The sequence below is a fragment of the Ralstonia edaphi genome (genome assembly GCF_958350185.1).
Lineage (GTDB): Bacteria > Pseudomonadota > Gammaproteobacteria > Burkholderiales > Burkholderiaceae > Ralstonia > Ralstonia edaphi.
In genome coordinates this window covers 486,942-504,784 of the sequence record NZ_CATWHI010000004.1, presented here as the reverse complement: position 1 = coordinate 504,784, position 17,843 = coordinate 486,942, and the positions used below count along the sequence as shown (strand labels likewise).

Below are 17,843 nucleotides of genomic sequence, written 5' to 3'. Positions count from 1 at the left end.
CTCCTTATGACCCGAGCGCGTTAAGCGATTCAAGCGCCTGCTCAAGCCGCAACCGCACCACGGCCGGTGTCGCGCCGAAGTCGTTGATGATGATCTTGGCCGCCGGCCACGCGTGCGAGCCGAACACGCGCGCAAGCTGCGCCTGCCACGTCGCGCTCATGCCATTGACGGACGTGGTGATGGCCACGTCGATCTGGCCGGCGGTGCCCGGCGTCAACAACACTTCGAGGTCGCCCGAGCCGACCACGCCGGCGTATGCACGGCGCCCAGCGGGTGCGCCGCCGGTGAACTGAAAATCAAGATGCTCCATGTTCGGTTTCCTGATGAGCGGATTCGGTGTCGGACACTGCGGGCGCGCTTGCGGGCAGGCGGTCGAGGAAGAGGGCGGCGGCCAGCAAGTCGGCGGCACCGCCGGGTGACACGTGCAGCGCCAGCATGTCCTGTTCGAGCGCGCGGAAGGCACGGCGGCCTTGCGCTGTTGCCAAGCCGCCTTCTGCACGCACGGCGGCCGCGCCCGCTTGCACAACGCGCAGTGCTTGGGCACCGCCGCGTGCGAGCACGCAGGTGTCGTCCAGCGCGGCCATGACGGCGAGCAATGCATCCACGCGCGCGTGGTCTTCACGGATGCCGGCAGCACGCGCTTCGCGCAGCGCAGGCAGCGCCACCTTGATCACGTGCGGGAAGCCGGCGCACGCCTGGCCCTTGGCCCCGCCGACGCCGTAGTCGTTGCAGGCGCGCTCGCCTTTGTGGCCAGTCGAGACGGGCGCAAAGCGGTCGGGAATGTTTGCCAGGCGCGCGGCGCGGCCCGCAACAGCGGCCGCGCTCAATGCATGCGGCGCCTGGCTCGCCGCCGTGACCAGCAGACCAAGCGCCCAGATGGCGCCGCGGTGCGTGTTGACGCCGCCGGTGGCCTCGAGCATGGCCGCTTCCCCTTCGCGCCCCAGGCGGCCGATGCGCTCGCGCAGGGCGAGTTGCGCACCGGCTTGCGTTTCGATCTGCGCGCCGGCCAGCGCCATGGCTTCAAACGCCGGGCGCAGCGTCTGCGCGGAATGCACCATCAGCGTCCAGTCCAGATCGTGATGCGCGCCGTTGCCGCGCACATCCACCAGACCGGGTTTGGGGGACAGCGTCACCTCGTCGATCAGGGCAGATTCGACCAATGCGGCCAATCGCTTCGCACGCGCTTTCGGGCTGGCCGGCAGGGGCCGTTGCAATGTCTTTTCCATTACCAGCTCCGGAAGCGCGCAGGCGGGTCGTACAGGCCGCCGGACCATTCGACCAGGTCGGCGATGCTCTTGGCGGCGAGCAGCTCGCGGCTGGCATCGCTGCGGCGCACGTCGAGGTCTTCGGGCAGCGCGATCAGGCCGTCGCGGCGCATCTGTTCGGTCTTGGATGGGTCATGCCGCAGGCCGATCGACGTGACGCCGGCCACCGCGGCAATCATGGCGCGCCGCTCTTCCAGCGAACGTGCCTTGTAGAGATACGCGATGCCGTCTTCGGTCAGCAGGTGGGTGACGTCGTCGCCGTAGATCATGATGGGCGCGAGCGGCATGCCGCTTTGCTTGGCGACGGCCACTGCATCCAGCGTGTCGACAAAGGTCGGCTTGCCGCCTTCCTGGAACGTTTCGACCATCTGCACGACGAGCTTCTTGCCGCGCTCGAGCATCGTCACCGGTTCGGTCATGTCGAGCCACGCGGGCGTGGCGTGACGGCGGCCGCGCGGGTCGTGGCCCATGTTGGGCGCGCCGCCAAAACCGGCCAGCCGCCCGCGCGTGACGGTGGACGAATGCCCATCGCCATCCACCTGCAGCGTCGCGCCAATGAAGAGGTCCACCGCATATTGGCCGGCGAGCTGGCACAGCATGCGGTTCGAGCGCAGCGAGCCGTCACGCCCGGTGAAGAACACATCGGGGCGCGCGGCCACGTAGCGCTCCATGCCCAGTTCGGTGCCGAAGCAATGCACGCTTTCCACCCAGCCGGATTCGATGGCGGGAATCAGCGTCGGATGCGGGTTCAGCGTCCAGTTGCGGCAGATCTTGCCCTTGAGGCCCAGGCGCTCGCCGTACGTTGGCAGGATCAGCTCGATGGCGGCCGTGTTGAAGCCGATGCCATGGTTGAGCGACTGCACGTTGTGCCGCTGGTAGATGCCGCGAATGGCCATCATCGCCATCAGCACGTGCACGGGCTTGATGAGGCGCGGGTCGCGCGTGAAGAGCGGCTCGATGTAGAACGGCTTGTCGGCCTGCACGATGAAGTCGACCCACGAGCCGGGAATGTCAACGCGCGGCAGGTCGGCCGGGTCATCGACGATCTCGTTGACCTGCACGATCACGATGCCGTCGGAAAACGCCGTGGGCTCGACCAGCGCTGGCGTGTCTTCCGTGCTGGGCCCGGTGTAGATGTTGCCGTCGCGGTCGGCCTTGAAACCGGCCACCAGCGACACGTTGGGGATCAGGTCCACCACCAGCCGCGCATACAGCTCGATATAGGTGTGGATGGCGCCGACTTCCAGTAGCCCGTCGGCCAGCAACTGGCTGATGCGCAGGCTCTGCGGCCCCGCAAACGAGAAGTCGAGTTTGTGCGCGATGCCGCCTTCGAAAATGTCGAGATGCTCGGCGCGGCTCACACTCGGCATGATCATGTGCAGATCGTGCAGACGCTCGGGGTTCACTTTGGCCAGCGAGCGCGAGAGGAAATCTGCCTGCTTCTGGTTGTTGCCTTCCAGCACGACGCGGTCGCCCGGGGCGAGCAGCGTTTCGAGCGCGGCGACGATGTCTTCAGTCGGAATCACCTTGCCGTTGGCAATGCGGCGCGCTGCAGTCAGGCGGCGTTCCTTCTCGTCGCGCCGCCGGCGCCATTGCGGCGGGATGGGTGCGTTGACACCGTTTGCCGATTGGTTGGGCATCGGTTGCATTGGGTGGCGTCTCCAGCCTTGATTGATTTGATGCCCTGTACCGTAGGCTGTAAAAAGGTGCACTTCAATCAACCTAGGCGCGGTTTCATTAACTTGAAGTTAATGAAACAATGGCCGATTCTGATAGCAGCGCGCCCGTAGAACGCGCCCGGAGGAGCCCCTGCCATGGCAATCGATGAAGACATCACCCTGAAAAAGCTCGAGGTCTTCCAATCATTCATGACGCTGGGCAACATGGCGCGCGTGTCAGAGGCGCTCGGACAAAGCACAGTGAGCGTGCACCGTGCGCTGCATTCGCTGGAGGAGGGTTTGCGCTGTCCCCTTTTCAAACGCGATGGGCGCAAGCTGATTCCGCTGTCCACTGCTTACGTGTTTGCCGAACACGTGGAGCGCATCCTGGCCGAATGCGAAGCCGGTGTGCGCCGCACGCGCGAAGCTGCAGGCTTTTCATCAACGACGCTGAAGATCGGCGGGCTCTATTCGATGACGGTTGGCACGTTGCCGCGCATCTTTGCGGGCCTGAAAACGCGCCGCTCCGCACTCGACATCGAACTCACGCTGGGCTCGAATCGCAGCCTGCTGGCCAAGTTGGAAGACGGCCAGCTCGACGCCATCGTCATCGCGCTGGGCGAGCCGCTGCGCAATCCCGATCTGCTGACCGTGCCGATGTTCGACGACGAAATTCTGTTTGCCGCACCGCTCGCCTCGCCGTACGCAGCATCGGCCGAGATCGACTTGCAAACCGTGCGCCGTGAAAAGTTCGTCGCACTCGGCGATGACTTTGCGACGTACCACGACTTCATGGCCGCCTTCGACAAGGCCGGCTTCGCCCCGCAGATCGCGCTGCGCGTGGGCGACATCTTCTCGCTCATGAATCTCGTGAGCGGCGGCATCGGCTACGCACTGCTGCCGCGCCGCGTGGCGGATTTCAGCCCGAAGGTGCAATTGATCCCGCTGGCCGCGCGCTATGCGATCAGCCAGCATATCGTGCTGGTGATGCAGCGCAATCGGGAGCGCGATCCGAATCTGTTGGCGCTGTCGGCGGAGTGTCGGTTGCTGGGGGCGAGATAGCGCCGGTGTAAGGGCGGGCGAGCCCAGACAAGCCCCGGCGCCGACGCTGCAACATCGGCACCAGCAGGCTGGATGCGCCTGGGTCGCCCATCAAGTCAGCGTTGTTGCTTGGAGTGTTCCGGCGTATCCGTCGCGCTTGTGGCGCACGCGTTGCCGGCAGCGTTGCGGTTGAGTACCGCGTGTGAGCGGGTGGCGTGAGAGATCGAGCGGGTCACGGCATTCCTCTTCATGTGATGAACGGAACCGCGCCCAACCCTTGGGAGGGGTGGGCGAGCACAGGCAGGTTTGGAACACCGAGACATAACGATCGGCACGGCCGAAGCCGTACAAGCCTGGCTCGCCCAATGAGGGAGACGAAGCCAAGCCATAGCGGTTGAGGACAAGCACCTATGCTCGGCGCTTGCCCGTTATGTCCGAGGGTTCCAAGCCTCGATCGCTTTCTCTATGGCACGGAAAACGATGGCGCAGAGTGTACCGATGGCTGCTTCGTCTGAGCAGGGGCGAAACTATAAATCAGAATTGGCGTACGGCCGGATGTGTCCCCGCAGCTGGGCGCTGTTGAAAGTCCGGCAATTATTGCCGCAGACCAAACAAGCCCTGCCAGAACGACTCGAACGCGCTGGAGGCTCGCTGGGGCGAAGTCGCTTCATCGGGTTTGATCGTCGCCGCATTGTCGGGCGAGTCTGTAGTGGCTGCGCTCTCCCGCCATGCTTCCTGCAAGGCCCACACGCTGTCGGCAATGCGCGCGGCGAGTTCTGCATCGCAATCCTTGCCGAGCAGCACGCCGAACAGGACGTCGCGATTGTGGCCGGCGTCGGCAAAGCGCATCGCGATCGCCACCATCTTTTCGTAATGCGCCTGCGCAAGGCGTTCGCGCTCGCGTTGCGCTTCCTGCTCCTGTGCTTCCTGCGCATCACGCTCGGCCTGCCAGCGCTGCATTTCCTGCGCGAAGACCTCGTCGTAGACGCGCCGCTGCTCGGCATCGGAGAGGATGGCGTAGGCCTCGCGGATCTCCTGGAACGCCGCATAGGCCTCGGCTTCGCGGCCAGGGTTGCGATCGGGGTGCCACTTCATCGCGGCGCGGCGGTAAGCGCGCTTGATTTCGTCCAGGGTCGCGTCTGGCTGCACGCCGAGGGTCGCGTAGATGGTGGTCATGTGCGGTGTGGCGGCTGCCGGGGGGAAGGTCATCCTAGCATGGGCATGTTGCCCAGCTGGGCACACCGGTGCATCAGCAAAATTGGCGCCCGGCGCGGCCAAAACACCGCGTCGGGCGCATCGCGCTTACCTCGCCTGAACCTGCACCGCTGTCCCCAGGTTGCCCGATACCACCGGCGCAATCACGAGGTATCGGCGTGCGTTACCGGCGTCAGCGTTGGCAGGCGTAACGATCTGCCGAATCTGCCCGATCGAGTTGACGATGGCGCCGCCGGCCGGGTTGGTCATGAAGTTCGCCAGGTTCTCCAGCGGGCCGCTGCCATCTGCATGCTGTGACAAGGCAAGCGCATAGGGCTGCTTCGGCTGCAGTCCGGTCACCGAGGCCTGGAGAACTTGAACGAGCCCTTGGTCGAACAGCGCCACGCTGGTCGGCGCTGCCAATGCGCCGGACTTGTCTGCGCCAGCCGGCAAGAGCGTGAGATGACTGACCTGCCCCGCTACGCCGAGCGGCTGCAGATTCTGCGTGCCGTCGCCCTCAGGCACCGCATTCGGCACGTACGTCAGCGCCTGCGGTGCCTGGCCGATCGGAATGGTCGATACGACCTTGTTCGTCTGTGTGTCGATGACGGCCAGCGCGTCGTCATTCTCCAGACCGACGTAGATGCGTGTGCCGTCCCCTGATGGCCATAGACCGTGCGGAAGTTTGCCGACCGGAATCGTTGCGACCTGTTCGAAGTTGTCGGCGCGGAACACCTTGACCTGATTCGTGCCGCCAATCGTCACGTAGGCGAACGTGCCCTTGGCGCTGTGCGCGAAGTTGACGTGATTGGTGATGGGCCCCGTGTCGAACGAGGTGATCGCGCTGAACGGTGGCTCGGCGTGGAACACCTGCACCTTGCCAACGTCCTTCAACGTGAACCACACCTGCTTGCCATCCGGCGTGGCCGCAATGTTGGGGCAGAACGGCGATTCCTGTTTGATGTGTCCCACGATCTTGTGGTCCGCCGTCGAGATCACCACCGTTTCCGGATTGAACGACGAGCACACGTAGCCGTACTTGCCGTCCGGCGAAAAGATCTGCATGCCGGGGCCTGCCGGGACGGTCACGCGCGTCTTCTCCGCATAGGTCTTGGCGTCGAGCACGGAGATGTAGTTCTCGCCGCGCACGGTCACCCAGACCTCGCTGCCATCCGGCGTGTAGAACGCTTCGTGAGGTGAGCGGCCAACATACGTCGTGTGTTTGGCCGCGTTGGTCTGCGTATCGATGAACGTGACCGAGTTGGAGCCGATGGAGACCACCGCCAGGGTCCGGTGATCGGGCGAGAAGCCCATGCCATGCACCAGCACCTGTCCGCGATAGAGCGGGCTGAAGTTGGCCGGTGCCGGATCGCCCAGTTTGATCACCCCGAGGAGCGTGTTGCTGGCGGGGTCCGTGACCGACACCGTGTTGGAAAATTGCTCCGCCGCATAGACGCGATCCTTGTGGCTGATGGGAATGTCAGGCGAGGCGAGCGATGCGGGAGCTTGGCCGGCGCATGCGATCGAGGCGCACGTCAGGGCCGCCGCGCCAAGTGCCGTGGCAACAAACAGTCGGTGTTTCATCAATCTTCCTGTTGGTGGGTGGTGTGGGCGTGATGCGCCGCGTGCGGTGCGGGTGCCGTCGTGGCAGAAAGGGGGCGCAGCTGCGTTTGCACGGGTGCAGACGGGGGCAGCGGCTGGCCAAGCGCCAGGCGCATCGCGGCAATCTCCTGCTGTTGCGCAATGACGATTTCCTGCGCGATGCGGCGCAGCTGTTCGTTCTGGCCGTAGCGCAGGTATGCCACGGCCATGTCGATAGCGCCCTGATGATGCGGCGCCATCATGGCCACGAAATCCTGGTCGATGTTGCCGGTAGGCTTGGGGGCCATCCCGTCCATCATCCTTGTCATGGCGACATCGTTTTCGGCAAGGAACGCCTGCTCGACATCGGCTTGGGGCGGCGGTTGCTGCGCGAGTGCAGCGTGTGCGCCGATGCTTGATATGAGCGTGAGAACAGCGAACAGCAACGCGCGCGGGCGAGGCTTCAAACGTGACGACATGGGTTCTCCAGGATGCGCGCCGATGGCGTGATAGCGGAGTAAACAAGGCAGGGCGGCGGTTTATTCCCACGCGTCGCAAAGATTTATTTTTCGCCGCACACACAAGCCACGCACGCGTCCCACAAATGAAAACGCCCCGAACAGGTCGGGGCGTGTCGCTTTGCATTTTGCTGTTGCGCTTCAGGTGACGGTCAACGTTCCGTTCATCGTCTCGTGGCCCGAGCCGCAGAAGATGTCGCACAGGAAATCGAACGTGCCGGTCTTGTCGGGCGTGAGCGCCAGCCGCACGGTCTGCCCCGGTACCACATCGGCGCGCACGTTGAAGTCTGGAATGGCAAAGCCCATCAGGATGTCCTGCCCGGTCAGTTCAAACACCACGGGCACACCCCGCTTGAGCGTGATCTTGTCGGGCGTGAACGTGAACTTGCGCGCGTGCACGCGGATGACGGTCGGGCCCTCGCCGTGCGCAACGCAGGCAAGCGCTGCGCCTGCGGCGAGCACGGTGAACTGGCACAGCGCCCGGCGGCGCTTGGGATTGTGTGCAATGAACGGGCGCATGTCAGGTGGCCTCCGGCGTCTTGTTGATGGTGTTGGCTTCGCTGTTCGCATGGATCGGCTGCTCGGCCAGCGCCCAGGTGGCGGCATCGTGCTTGCCGTGCTCGGTGATGCTGCGCCAGCCGAGGCCGCGATACGGCGCGGCGGCATCCCACGGGATCGGGTTCCGTTTGGCCTGCGAGCCCGGCGCGGGCGGTGCAGGCAGCGGGAACATCAGCGAGCGCGCCGAGTGGTGCGCAATGTGCCCAGTCATGTGGTGGTGTTCCTGGTGGATGTGACCGTAGAACACCGTCACGTTGGGGTGCGGCATCAGCAAGTCGATGACCTGCTGGCCGTCGCGCGTGGCCCAGTCCCATTGCGGGTACAGATCGAACAGCGGCCGGTGCGTGAACACGACGATGGGTGTGTGCTCAGGCACGGAACGCACATCGGCCGCCAGCCACGCGAGTTGTGCATCGCCCACGCGCGCGGATGGGTCCGACACGTTGTCGATGGCGATGAAGTGCACGCCCTTGTGATCGAACGAATAATGCGTGCGGCCGAAGAGTTCGATATAGGCCTCGCCGTTGTCGAGCGAAGCGTCGTGCTCGCCCGGCATGTAATGCACCACCGGCACCTTGATCTGCGCGGCAATGTCGCGAAATTCGGCCAGGCGCTTGCGGCGTTCGGCAGGGTCGTCGCTGATGTGGCTGAGGTCGCCCGTGAAGATGACGAAGTCCGGCGCGGGCGACAGCGCGTTCACCGCCGCAATCGCCTTGGGCAGCGTGCCTTGCGAATCGGGGTTGGGCGCGCCCTTGAAGCCCCAGTGCGTGTCGGATAACTGCACGAAGTAGAAATCGTCTGGCTTGGCGCCGGCGGCGCGCGTGGTGGCCGCCATCGCCTGCCAGCCGGGCAGCCCGGATGCGTACACCAGACCGCCGACCGCGGCCAGTTGCAGGAACTGGCGTCGTCCGGGTTGCTTGCTCATGGGTGTCCCCTGCGATAGATGGCTGAGTTGGGTAATGACCCGGCACGATGGAAATGGAAGAAGCGCCGGTGCTGCCTGTCATACCGGCCGGGGTGCCGGCGTATTCCACGAGATTCGCGTTTCCACAAAATTTCTTCGGCGCGGGAATAAACTGGATTGCACCCCGGTATACGAAGGTCAACTGCCTCCAGGCCGCCATGCCCGACCTGCCAGACCCCACGCTCGATCTGCCCACCGACGCGCAGCGCTTTGCGCAGTCGGTGCTGCCGCATGTCGACGCCGCCTACAACCTGGCGCGCTGGCTCTCGGGCGACGCGCAAGACGCCGACGACATCGTCCAGGAAGCCTGCCTGCGCGCATTCCGGCTGTTCGGCGGGTTTCGCGGCGGGGATGGACGCCCGTGGCTGCTCGCCATCGTGCGCAACACGTGGTTCTCGGAATGCGCGCGCCGCAAGCAGGCGCCGGCCCAGCCCTGGGATGACGACGCGGCCGCCGGCCAGGCGCACGACGACAGCGCCAGCTACGGCATCGACCCCGCTGCGCTGCTCGCGCGCATCGACGACGTGCGCCGCGTGCATGCCGCGCTCGCGCAATTGCCGGTGCCGTATCGCGAGGTGCTCGTGTTGCGCGAGCTGGAAGACCTGCCGTACCGCGACATTGCCGCCGTGGTCGACGCGCCCATCGGCACGGTCATGTCGCGGCTGGCGCGTGCGCGGCAGCAACTCGCCCGCCTGTTGACGGAAGACAACGCACCCCCGCGCACGAACGTGACGCCCATCCGCGCAACGGGCGGTATGGGAAACAGCACCAAGGAGTCCCGCCATGAACTGTGACGACATCCGCGCGCTGCTGGCTGCCCGCGCCGATGGCGAACTCGGTGCGGCCGACAGCCTGCGCATGGAAGCGCACCTGACCACGTGTGCCGCGTGTACCGACATCGCTGCGCGCCACGATGGCGTGGTGCGTGCGCTGCGCCAGGGGCTGCGTGCGCCGGCGGTGTACATGAAGGCGCCGGCGGGTTTGAGCGCGCGCGTCTTGCGGGCCGTGCAGAAGGAGGCCGGCGTGCGGGCCGAACCGGCTGCCACGCGCACGCCGCGCCCGGCGGCATCGCCATGGCAGCACTTGGCCAATTGGTTGATCACGCCATCCCGCAGGCTCGGCTTGGGGCTGGGAGCCGGCGCGCTGGCGGCGGTGGCGCTCGGCGTGGGCGTGCTGGTTGGGCGGCCCGATACGGCTGCGCTCACCGCGCACGACATCACCGCCAGCCATGTGCGGGCGTTGCTGGGCGCGCGGGAGACGGACGTGTTGTCGACCGACCGGCACACGGTCAAGCCTTGGTTCAACGGTCGCATCGACTATGCGCCGCCTGTTGCTGACCTTGCCGCACACGGTTTCCCGCTCATCGGCGGCCGGTTGGACTACATCGACGGGCGTCCGGTCGCGGTGCTGGTTTACCGCTCAGCGCAGCATCCCGTCGACTTGTACGTGCGGCCCGAGGCGGGCGGCGATACCGAGCCCGCGCTGCGCACCGAGCGCGGCTACCAGCTGATGTTCTGGCGCAGCGCCGGCATGGGCTACTGGGCCATCACCGATGCGTCTGCCGACGTGGTGCAGGCGTTTGCGCGGGCCGTGCGCGGCGGCTGAAAAAACGGTCAGGTTTCCGCAAGCTGCTGTCTTTTGAGCACAAAGGCTTCAAACGCGGCCGGGGGCACCGGCGGGCAGAAGAGGTGGCCCTGGCCGTAATCACAGCCCGCCGCCACCAGGATCGCCTTCTGCTCCTCGGTCTCGATGCCCTCCGCAATGACCTTGATGCGCAGTGCGTGCGCCATGCTGACGATGGCGCTGCACAGTGCGATGTCTTTCGGGTCATGCGCGAGGCTGCGCACGAAGGACTGGTCGATCTTGATGTAGTCGATGTCGAAGCGTTTGAGGTACGACAGCGACGAATACCCCGTACCGAAATCGTCGAGCGCGATGTCGATGCCCGCGCGCCGGAATTCGTGCAGGTGTTCCATCACCTCTGCGCTGTCGGCCATCAGTGAGCCCTCGGTAATTTCAACGACGAGGCTGTGCGGCGCAAGCCCCCGGCGCTCCACCACCTTCGGCCACGATTCGGTGCCCGACTGGTGCGCGCGGAACTCCAGCGGCGATTTGTTCACCGACACCTGCAGCGTGTTGTCGAGCGTGGCGTGCCAGTGTGCGAGCCGGTCCAGCGCCTGGTTCAGCACCCACTTGCCGATCTCGACGATCAAGCCGCTGTCTTCGGCCACCGGAATGAAATCCGCCGGATCGATCTCGCCCCGCACGGGATGCGTCCAGCGGATCAGCGCCTCGGCCTTGCGGACCTTCCCCGTGACCAGATCGACGATGGGTTGGTAGTGCACCGCCAGGTGGCCGTGCGCGAGCGCTACGCGCAAGTCGCTGGTCACGCGCAGGCGCTCCTGTTCGGCGCGCTGCAAGGCCGGGGTGAAGACGGCCCACTGGTTGCGCCCGGCGCTCTTGGCCGCAAACATGGCCTGGTCTGCGCACACGAGCAACGATTCAGCGGTGTCGGCATCGCGCGGATACAGCGCTACCCCGATGCTGGCCGACACTTCCACGCTTTCTTCGCCCAGCTGCAACGGCGCGGCAATGCGCGTGAGCAAGCTGCGGATGATGGGTGTGGCCGCTGCGGCATCGGGCAGGTCCGGCAGGATGATGGTGAACTCGTCGCCGGCCAGCCGCGCGACCGTATCGGTGCCGCGCACGATGGCCGAGATGCGCCGGGCGATCTCCTTGAGGAGGATGTCGCCCTGGTCATGGCCAAGCGAGTCGTTCACTTCCTTGAAACGGTCCAGATCGATGAACAGCAACGCCAGTTGTGTCGACGTCTGGCGCGCCCGTGCAATCTCCTGGCGCAGGCGGTTGTAGAACATGTGCCGGTTGGGCAGATCGGTGAGCGCGTCGAAGTTGGCCTGCCGCCAGATGACCTCTTCGGCGCGCTTCTTCTCCGTCATGTCGTGGATGAGCGCAACGCGGCGTGGCTCGCCCAGCGTGCTGTCTGCAAACGTGTCGATGGTGAGCAGCGCGGGAAACTCGCTGCCGTCCTTGCGGCGGATCAGGTACTCGCCGCTCCACGTGCCTCTGGTGGAGACGCCCTCACGCATGGCGTCGATGACGGCGCGCTCGTTGCATTCAGAGCGGATCGCGTCGCTGGACTGGCCCTTGAACTCCTGCGCCGAATAGCCCGTGGTGACGGTAAAGGCCGGGTTCACGTCGATCACGCGCCCGTCGAGCGTCATCACCATCATTGCTTCGCTGCTCGATGCATAGACCATGGACGCCAGGCGCATGTCTTCCATGTGCCGCTTGCGCTCGGCTCCCTGGTGGCGCAGCGTGAAATACAGCAGCGCGAGAAGCAGGGTGGAGCCTGCCGCCTCGACCAGCGCGGTGCGCCGATAGCCGTCGTAAGGCGCCAGCACCGAGACGACCGACTCGCCCACCAGGAAGTACAGCCCGATCTCCGGCACATGGTGATAGCCGATGATGCGCTCCACTCCGTCGGTGCCCGACACCACGCGGTAGCTGCCGGTGTCCTGCGCACCGGGCTTGTTGAACTGTCGGCGGCGCGGCGGCTTTTCGATACCTGCAGTCGGGTTCGGCACGCGGGCCAGGATCTGACCGGACTCGCGGATGATGGTGGCAGCCCCGTCCTTGCCGATGGCGAGCGTATTGGCAAAGCTCGCGAACTGTTCCGGGCTGACCGACACCACCACGACGCCAGCAAACTGGCCCGCCCTGAGGATGGGGCGCGTGAACTGGATCGACCACTTTTTCGAGACCTTGCCCTGCACCGGGTCGCTGATGAAGAGCACGTCGCGTCCGCCGGATTCCTTGTGCACGCGAAAGTGCTCGCGCTGGCTCAGGTCGAGGCGTTCTGTCGTGGGGCCGATGCTGGAGTAGACGAGCATCCCGTTCTCGTCGATCACGGCCACCTGGAAGGTCAGGTCGCGCACGGCTTCCTGCCGCTCGTGGATCACGTGGTCGAACACGTCGCGACCGGATAGCCAGCTCGCGCGCAGATCGAGCAGGAATTCGGACACGCGCCGCACGCTGCCGAGCGAGTACTCGCCAAATGCCCGTGCTTCGACCTGCGTGCGCGCCTGCGCATCACGGATCAGCCGGTCGCGTTCTTGTGTGAGTTGATGGAACGTGAACGTCCAGATGAACAGCAGGACCACCGCCGCCCCGATGTTCAGCGGCGACAGCAACCTCTGCCGCCATCCTTGCCGCGGCGTTGTCTCGGTCGTGCTATCAGAAGAAGCCTTCGATTGCTCTGCGGGCATCCCCACTCCAGCGTTTGCGTGTCCAGTTGCCTAGGGCACGCGCAGCGTGCCTGGGTGTCGGCAATTCATGTGCCTCTCACTCTATATCGGAGCGGGCCCCATGTGTCTTAACCCGACCGTGGAGGCAGGCCAGCAGGAGCGCAATCGTTTGCCCGGGGCAGGTAAAACCCGGACTTACCCTTGGTTGCTGTTTGTGCGGCGCAACGCCTGCAGAGAGAGGCGCCGCGCGGCCGAAGGCACGCGGGCGCCGGCAGGGTCAGCGTTCGTAAAACGCGGCCTGCTTGTCTGCCATGTCACGCAACAGGGCAGGGGGCGCAAAGCGGCGGCCGTGTTCTGCCGCGAGCCGGTCGCACAGTTCGACAAAGGCGCCCACCCCCACGCGATGGATATGCGACACAGGCCCCCCACGGAATGCCGGGAACCCCCAACCGAGCAGCGCGCCCACATCGGCATCGCGCGGATCGGTCACCACGCGCTCATCCAGGCATCGCGCCGTCTCCACGGCCTGCACGGTGATGAGGCGGTCGACCAGCGTCTGCACGTCGGGCTGCGCGGCGGCGTTGGGGTATTCGGTCGCCAGCCCGGGCCACAGCATCTTCTTGCCGCCTTCCGGATAGTCGTAGAAGCCGCGGCCCGCCTTGCGGCCGATGCGGCCCAGCGCGACCATGCGCTCGGCCACGGCTTCGCCCGGGCGCTCGATGTAGGCGACCCCCAGGTCGGCGCGGGTCTGCTGGTTGACCTTGTGGATCAGTTCGCTCGAAACCTCGTCGATCAACGCAAGCGGCCCCACCGGCATGCCGGCCAGCAGCCCGGCGTTTTCGATGAGCGCAGGGGCGACCCCTTCGGCGAGCATCGCCAGGCCTTCGAGCACGTAGGTCGAAAACACGCGGCTCGTATAAAAGCCGCGGCTGTCATTGACGACGATGGGCGTCATGCAGATGGCCTTGACGTAATCGAGCGCCTGCGCAAGCGTCGCCCGCGTGGTCTGCCGGGCAACGATCACCTCCACCAGCGGCATCTTGTCGACCGGCGAGAAGAAATGCAGCCCGATGAAATTGCCTGGGCGCTGACTCGCTTCTGCCAGACCGGTAATCGGCAGCGTCGATGTGTTGGACGCGAAGATGGCATCGGGCGACAGCACAGCCTCGGCCTGGCGCGTCACGTCGGCCTTGATGTCGCGCTGCTCGAACACGGCTTCAACAACGAGCCCCGCGCCGTCCAGGTCGGCGTAGGACGTGGTCGGCTGGATGCGCGCGAGCAGCGCTTCGGCCTGGTCGGCATGCAGACGGCCGCGCTGTACCTGCTTCTCGACGAGCTTGCGCGAATAGTCTTTACCGCGTTCGGCGGCTTCTTGCGTGGTGTCGAGCAGCACGACGGGCAACCCTGCCTTGGCGGTGACGTAGGCGATGCCGGCGCCCATCATGCCGGCGCCCAGCACGCCGATCTTGGCGTAGCGCCGCGCAGGCACATCGGCGGGGCGTGCGGCCAGTTTGTTGGCGGCGTTCAGGCTGAAGAAAAGGGTACGGATCATCGCCCGTGCCTCCGGCGACAGCACCGCCTGCACGAAGTAGCGCGCCTCGGTCTTGAGGCCCGTATCGAGATCGGTGATGAGCCCTTCATATACGCACGACAGGATGCTCGCCGCGGCCGGATAGTTGCCGTAGGTTTTCTGGCGCAGCATGGCGTTGGCTGCCGTGAATAGCTGCTGCACGGCGGGGCTGGCGATGCCGCCGCCGGGCACCTTGTAGCCCTTGATGTCCCATGGTTGCTGCGCGCGGGTCTGGCCTTCGCCGAGCAGCCACGTGCGCGCGGCATCGGCCTCGTCGCCCGCATTGACGACCGCATCGACAATGCCGAGCTTGAGCGCGTCTGCCGCCTTGATGCGCTTGCCTTCAAGCAGCATCGGCAGCGCCTTCTGCACACCAATCAAGCGCGGCAGACGCTGCGTGCCGCCGCCGCCCGGCAAAAGGCCGAGCGTGACTTCGGGCAGGCCGAAGCGCGCGCGGGCGTTGTCGGCGGCCACGCGGTAGTGGCAGGCGAGCGCAATCTCCAGCCCGCCGCCCAGTGTCGAACCCGGCAGCGCGGCGGCCACGGGCTTGCCGCAGGTTTCCAACTTGCGCAGCATGCGGTGCAGTTCGCACGTGCGTTCAAACAACGTGGCGGCGTCGTCGCTGGCCTGCAGCCATTCGAGGTCGCCGCCGGCAATGAAATCCGCCTTGGCGGAGGTGACGAGAATGCCCTTGACGCCGGCATCGGCGCATACGCGGTCGATGGCGGCAAAGAAGGCGGCGCAGGTGTCGCCGTTGAGCACGTTCTGCGCACGGCCCGGCTGGTTCCACGTGAGCGTGGCGATGCCGTCGGTGTCGATGGTGATGTCGATCATGTCAGCACGCTCCTTAAACGCGTTCGATGATGGTGGCGGTGCCCATGCCGGCGCCCACGCACAGCGTGGCAAGCCCCGTGCTCGCGCCACGCCGTTCCAGCTCGTCGAGCAGCGTGCCGAGAATCATGGCGCCCGTGGCGCCGAGCGGATGGCCCATCGCAATGGCGCCGCCGTTGACGTTGATGCGGTCATGCGGCACGGCCAGCACCTCCATGAAGCGCAGCACGACGGAGGCGAAGGCTTCGTTCAGTTCGTACAGGTCGATGTCGGCCGCCGACATGCCCGCGCGCTTGAGTGCCTTCTCGGCCGCGTACGAAGGGCCGGTCAACATGATCGACGGCTCCGAGCCGATGCTCGCAAAGCTGCGGATGCGCGCACGCGGTTTGAGGCCCGCGCGCTTGCCGGCCTCGCGGCTGCCGATCAATACGGCTGCGGCGCCATCGACGATGCCCGAGCTGTTGCCCGCGTGATGCACGTGTTCGATGCGTTCGAGTTCGGGATAGCGCTGGCGGATCACGGCGTCAAAGCCGTATTGCTCGCCCAATTCCGCAAACGAGGGTTTGAGCTGCGCGAGTGTGTCGACGGTGGTCTGCGGGCGGATCATCTCGTCGCGGTCGAGGATGGTCAGGCCGTTCTGGTCGCGCACCGGCACGATCGAACCTGTGAACCAGCCAGCGGTGCTGGCCGCATGCGCGCGGCGGTGGCTCTCGGCGGCGTAGGCGTCGACGTCATGGCGGCTGTAGCCCCACTTGGTGGCGATGGTGTCGGCCGACACGCCTTGCGGCACGAAATACAGCGGGATGGCCGCGGCCGGGTCCACAGGCCATGCGCCGCCGCTGGCACCCATCGGCACGCGCGACATGCTCTCCACGCCGCCGCCGATGGCGAAGTTGCTCTGCCCGGCCATCACCTGTGCAGCGGCCATGTTGCAGGCCTCCAGGCCCGAGGCGCAGAAGCGGTTGATCTGCACGCCGGCCGTCGTCTCGGCATAGCCGGCGGACAGGACTGCCACGCGGCCGATGCACGCGCCTTGTTCGCCCACGGGTTCCACACAGCCCAGCACGACGTCGTCCACCAATGCCGTGTCGAGCTGGTTGCGATCGCGGATGGCGCGCAGTGCGGTTGCGGCCAGGCGCAGCGGCGTGACACCGTGCAGGCTGCCGTCTTTCTTGCCCTTGCCGCGCGGGGTGCGAACGGCGTCGTAGATATAGGCTTCCATAGCGTTGCGTCCTGAAGGTCGTGCTCGTTAAAGGGTGCGGGCGATCAGCTCTTTCATGATCTCGTTGGTGCCGCCGTAGATCTGCTGCACGCGTGAATCGGCCCACGCGCGGGCGATGGGGTACTCCCACATGTAGCCGTAGCCGCCGTGCAGCTGCACGCAGCGGTCCATCACCTTGAATTGCAGGTCGGTGGTCCAGTACTTGGCCATCGATGCGGTGGCGGCATCGAGCTTGCCGGCCAGCTTGAGCGAGATGCACTGGTCGACAAACACGCGGCCGATCTGCACTTCCGTTTTCAGTTCGGCCAATGCGTGCCGCGCGGTCTGGAAATCGAGGATGGATTTGCCGAAGGCCTGGCGCTCGCGCACGTAGCGCAGCGTCCAATCAAGCGCGCCCTCGGCCGAAGCGATGGCGCCGATGGCGATCTGCAGGCGCTCCCACGGCAGTTCCTGCATCAGGTACGCAAAACCGCGATGCTCCTCGCCGAGCAGGTTGGCGGCCGGCACGCGCACGTTGTCGAAGAACAGCTCGGCGGTGTCCTGCGCCTTCATGCCGACCTTCTTCAGCCGCTTGCCCTTGCTGAAGCCGTCCATGCTGGTGTCGACGACAAAGAGGCTCGTGCCCTTGGCGCCGCCTTCGGGCGTGGTGCGCGCCACGACGATCACCACGTCCGCGTGCCAGCCGTTGGTGATGAAGATCTTCGAGCCGTTGAGCACGTAATGGCTGCCGTCGCTGCTGCGCGTGGCGGTGGTGCGCACGCCTTGCAGGTCGGAGCCCGCGCCGGGTTCGGTCATGGCAATCGCGCCGATCATCTCGGCGCTCGCCAGCTTGGGCAGGTAGTGCTGTTTCAGCGCCTCGCTGCCGTAGTGCAGCAGATACGGCGCGACGATTTCAGAATGCAGGCCGAAGCCCAGGCCCGTGGCGCCCGTGCGGGCAATCTCTTCGATCAGCACCGTGCTGTAGCGGATGTCGGCACCGGCGCCGCCATAGGCCTCGGGCATGCTGGCGCAGTGGTAGCCGGCGGCAGCGGCCTTTTCCCAGATGGCGCGGTCGACGTAGCCCTGATCTTCCCAGCGCTCGTGGTGGGGCAGGACTTCGGCGTCGATGAAGCGGCGGACGGATTCACGGAAGGTGTCGTGTTCAGCATCGAACAGCGTGCGGGCAATCATGGCGGC

At 65.8% G+C, this 17,843-nt stretch carries 15 protein-coding genes; 3 read left to right on the top strand and 12 right to left on the bottom strand.

From position 1 onward, the window contains the following. Positions 1–4: 4 nt before the first annotated feature. Genes R2669_RS17145 through mdcA form a run of 3 tightly spaced genes read right to left on the bottom strand, consistent with a single transcriptional unit; the run spans position 5 to position 2,914 of the window. Entirely contained in the window at positions 5–310 is a 306-nt protein-coding gene (locus tag R2669_RS17145; RefSeq protein WP_316901419.1) for a malonate decarboxylase subunit delta, read from the bottom strand. After that, on the bottom strand, positions 297–1,226 hold the full coding sequence (locus R2669_RS17140) for a triphosphoribosyl-dephospho-CoA synthase (RefSeq protein WP_316901417.1): 930 nt from the start codon (positions 1,224–1,226) through the stop codon (positions 297–299). The genes R2669_RS17145 and R2669_RS17140 overlap by 14 nt, the downstream gene beginning before the upstream one ends. After that, positions 1,226–2,914, bottom strand: a complete 1,689-nt coding sequence (gene mdcA, locus R2669_RS17135) for a malonate decarboxylase subunit alpha (protein WP_316901415.1) — start codon at positions 2,912–2,914, stop codon at positions 1,226–1,228. The genes R2669_RS17140 and mdcA overlap by 1 nt, the downstream gene beginning before the upstream one ends. A 165-nt stretch (positions 2,915–3,079) precedes the next feature. Here mdcA and R2669_RS17130 point away from each other — a divergent pair, with 165 nt between their 5' ends. Continuing rightward, entirely contained in the window at positions 3,080–3,985 is a 906-nt protein-coding gene (locus tag R2669_RS17130) for a LysR substrate-binding domain-containing protein (protein ID WP_027679648.1), read from the top strand. A 573-nt stretch (positions 3,986–4,558) separates the two neighbouring features. Here R2669_RS17130 and R2669_RS17125 read toward each other — a convergent pair. The 5 genes from R2669_RS17125 to R2669_RS17105 form a co-directional block, all read right to left on the bottom strand. Next, complete coding sequence (locus R2669_RS17125; protein ID WP_316901413.1) at positions 4,559–5,140, bottom strand: J domain-containing protein; 582 nt, start codon at positions 5,138–5,140, stop codon at positions 4,559–4,561. 126 nt (positions 5,141–5,266) lie between these two features. After that, positions 5,267–6,742, bottom strand: coding sequence for a YncE family protein (locus R2669_RS17120; RefSeq protein WP_316901411.1), 1,476 nt, complete (start codon positions 6,740–6,742; stop codon positions 5,267–5,269). Continuing rightward, on the bottom strand, positions 6,742–7,218 hold the full coding sequence (locus R2669_RS17115) for a DUF305 domain-containing protein (protein WP_316901409.1): 477 nt from the start codon (positions 7,216–7,218) through the stop codon (positions 6,742–6,744). Before R2669_RS17115 ends, R2669_RS17120 begins: the two co-directional genes overlap by 1 nt. A gap of 180 nt (positions 7,219–7,398) precedes the next feature. Beyond that, positions 7,399–7,776 (bottom strand): cupredoxin domain-containing protein, encoded by a 378-nt coding sequence (locus R2669_RS17110; RefSeq protein ID WP_147219308.1) that lies wholly within the window; start codon positions 7,774–7,776, stop codon positions 7,399–7,401. Position 7,777: 1 nt separating this feature from the next. After that, positions 7,778–8,740, bottom strand: coding sequence for a metallophosphoesterase family protein (locus R2669_RS17105; RefSeq protein ID WP_316901407.1), 963 nt, complete (start codon positions 8,738–8,740; stop codon positions 7,778–7,780). A gap of 197 nt (positions 8,741–8,937) precedes the next feature. Between R2669_RS17105 and R2669_RS17100 the strand changes: the two genes are divergently transcribed. Then, positions 8,938–9,573 (top strand): RNA polymerase sigma factor, encoded by a 636-nt coding sequence (locus tag R2669_RS17100; protein ID WP_316901405.1) that lies wholly within the window; start codon positions 8,938–8,940, stop codon positions 9,571–9,573. Continuing rightward, positions 9,563–10,384: an anti-sigma factor family protein gene (locus R2669_RS17095; protein WP_316901402.1), complete on the top strand. Its 822-nt coding sequence runs from the start codon at positions 9,563–9,565 to the stop codon at positions 10,382–10,384. Before R2669_RS17100 ends, R2669_RS17095 begins: the two co-directional genes overlap by 11 nt. 8 nt (positions 10,385–10,392) lie before the next feature. On the opposite strand, the gene R2669_RS17090 is transcribed toward R2669_RS17095, so the two are convergent. From R2669_RS17090 to R2669_RS17075, 4 genes are all read right to left on the bottom strand, one after another. Next, complete coding sequence (locus tag R2669_RS17090; protein ID WP_316901400.1) at positions 10,393–13,065, bottom strand: bifunctional diguanylate cyclase/phosphodiesterase; 2,673 nt, start codon at positions 13,063–13,065, stop codon at positions 10,393–10,395. Positions 13,066–13,321: 256 nt separating this feature from the next. After that, positions 13,322–15,448: a 3-hydroxyacyl-CoA dehydrogenase NAD-binding domain-containing protein gene (locus R2669_RS17085; RefSeq protein ID WP_316901398.1), complete on the bottom strand. Its 2,127-nt coding sequence runs from the start codon at positions 15,446–15,448 to the stop codon at positions 13,322–13,324. Positions 15,449–15,461: 13 nt separating this feature from the next. After that, positions 15,462–16,667 (bottom strand): acetyl-CoA C-acetyltransferase, encoded by a 1,206-nt coding sequence (locus tag R2669_RS17080; protein ID WP_147218885.1) that lies wholly within the window; start codon positions 16,665–16,667, stop codon positions 15,462–15,464. A 27-nt stretch (positions 16,668–16,694) separates the two neighbouring features. Then, a complete protein-coding gene (locus R2669_RS17075) occupies positions 16,695–17,837 on the bottom strand; it encodes an acyl-CoA dehydrogenase family protein (RefSeq protein ID WP_316901396.1) in 1,143 nt (380 codons plus the stop codon). Between the last annotated feature and the right edge of the window lie 6 nt (positions 17,838–17,843).